Annotated in this window: 3 protein-coding genes; 2 read left to right on the forward strand and 1 reads right to left on the reverse strand. The window is 43.5% G+C overall.

Annotated elements, in window-relative coordinates:
- Both F6K37_RS39570 and F6K37_RS39575 read left to right on the forward strand, forming a co-directional pair.
- Positions 1–551 (forward strand): GTPase (locus F6K37_RS39570; protein ID WP_287256737.1); only part of this gene is annotated, 551 nt, incomplete at its 5' end.
- Positions 552–980: 429 nt separating this feature from the next.
- Positions 981–1,586, forward strand: coding sequence for an HD-GYP domain-containing protein (locus F6K37_RS39575; protein ID WP_287256738.1), 606 nt, complete (start codon positions 981–983; stop codon positions 1,584–1,586).
- Here the strand turns inward: F6K37_RS39575 and F6K37_RS39580 are convergent.
- Positions 1,568–1,768, reverse strand: a complete 201-nt coding sequence (locus tag F6K37_RS39580; protein ID WP_287256739.1) for a hypothetical protein — start codon at positions 1,766–1,768, stop codon at positions 1,568–1,570. The two genes, F6K37_RS39575 and F6K37_RS39580, sit on opposite strands and share 19 nt — an antisense overlap.
- Positions 1,769–2,091 lie beyond the last annotated feature (323 nt).

The raw sequence follows: 2,091 nt of genomic DNA on the forward strand, positions 1-2,091 counted from the left end.
GGCAGCGGCGTCAGCAACAGGACGTTCCGACAGTGGCGGTCGTTGGTTATACAAATGCCGGCAAATCTACCCTGTTGAATACCCTAACCAATGCTGAGGTTTATACCGCTGACCAGTTATTTGCTACTCTTGACCCCACCACCCGACGCTTACCTATTGTTGACTCAGTAACGGGTAAATCTAGCGCTATGCTATTGATCGATACGGTAGGGTTTATTCACGAGTTGCCCCCACCCTTAGTAGATTCATTTCGGGCTACCCTCGAAGAAGTAACAGAAGCAGATGCTTTGCTGCACGTAGTGGATTTATCCCATTCAGCGTGGGCTAGTCACATTCGTTCTGTAATGGGAATTCTAAGGGATATGCCCATTACACCAGGACCGATTTTAGTGGCATTTAATAAAATTGACCAAGTAGACAGTGATACCCTAGGGTTAGCGAAAGAAGAATTTCCTCAAGGAGTGTTTATTTCTGCTAGTAAACGTTTTGGACTGGAGACATTGCGTCAGAAACTAGTTGAGTTAGTTCACTATGCGATCGCAACTCAATAAAGTGAATCAGCTTCAGAGGTTGTCTGAGAAGTCTCATTTGCTACATCAAAGCCCCCATTGGTCCCCCAAGCGAGGGATTGCTCGCTTGGGGGACTTTTACCAGCAAATGGATTCTTGTTCCCCCCAAGCGAGGGATTGCTCGCTTGGGGGGCTAGGGGGGCAAAATTCAGTATCAAAAAACTTGGGAGATATCCTCTCATAAAAAATTCCCCAAAATCGGGAGTTCGCTAGTTCTAAACAAGTAGTGATTTTTGCAGTTTTATTTCTTGCTAGGAGTCGATTTTACCAACGTCTCTTACTACTTCTAGAGGACTAAAATTATGATATAATGACTTAATAAACTGGATTAGCTTCATAAAAAATTCACAAGTGTAAGCTAATAGATAGGGATAATTTAATTGTTAAAACCAAAAGCAACTTCAAAGTTTGATGCTTCGTTCTGGGGACGCCGATATCCTAAATTTCCTTGAACAAATCCAGTTGGCTCGCAACGTCCCGATTGGCTTAAGGTGCTATCGTCTGCGAACTATGTGTATGCATTTTGGGCGCTGGTTAAACTTAGAGCCAGAAGCAATGCGTCAGCTGGTTTTTTTGTGCTATTGCCACGGTTTAGGGAAAATTAGCATTCCCGATCAGATCCTGTTCAAAACAGGACCGCTGACAGAAAAGGAGTGGACAAAAGTTAAGGAGTATCCTGAAGTTTCAGAACTGATTTGTAACCAGCATCCGCTCTTGAAGGAGTTTGCATTCTTAGTGCGTACCCACCAAGAGAGGCTGAATGGCACTGGTTATCCGGATGGGTTGCGTGGTGAAAAAATTCCTTACATTGTTCAGGTCTTTCAGCTGGTGAATGCGGCAGATGCTATCATCAGCAAGCGGCTATATCGTAACCGTAGTGACCCCCCAGGCATTCGCCCCTACTGGAAACAGGCGGTAGCAGAAATTACCAAAGAAATAAACCTTGGTGCAAGAGATCCAGAACTCTGTGAAAAGTTTTTTCGTTTTCTTGAACTGTACTATCGAGGCGGTGGTTGAAGGTTAAAGGTTGTTCGCGTAGCGTGGCCGTTCGCGTAGCGTGGCCAAAAGGCCAAAAGGCCAAGGTTTAAAATTGTTCGCGTAGCGTGGCCGTTCGCGTAGCGTGGCCAAAAGGCCAAAAGGCCAAGGTTTAAAGTTGTTCGCGTAGCGTGGCCGTTCGCGTAGCGTGGCCAAAAGGCCAAAAGGCCAAGGTTTAAAGTTTAATAAAAAAAGAGTTTACTAGTTGGTTTCACCTTTTTATTTCTTAAGCTATTGCCAACAGGTCTTACAATTACCAAGCATCTCATCAATACCTATTTTAAGGGTTATATAAATCCGCTGACTAAAGTTGTCGCAGCATGGGAGCTTTTTACCTTATTTTTGAGGGTTAAACGGTCATTTGCATTTCTGTGTAAAAACAGTAAAGTTGCTAATTTGTCAATAGAAATTAAGAAAAATTTTTCAAAACTTTATTCCTTATCCTTCATCTTTCATCCTTGATCCTACCCTAAAAGGGACGCCTAGA

This window comes from Moorena sp. SIO4E2 (genome assembly GCF_010671945.1).
Classification (GTDB): domain Bacteria; phylum Cyanobacteriota; class Cyanobacteriia; order Cyanobacteriales; family Coleofasciculaceae; genus Moorena; species Moorena producens.

Bases quoted from the DNA above. Each gene is read 5' to 3' on its own strand.
- F6K37_RS39575 (WP_287256738.1), top strand. From the start codon at position 981: ATGCTTCGTTCTGGGGACGCCGATATCCTAAATTTCCTTGAACAAATC.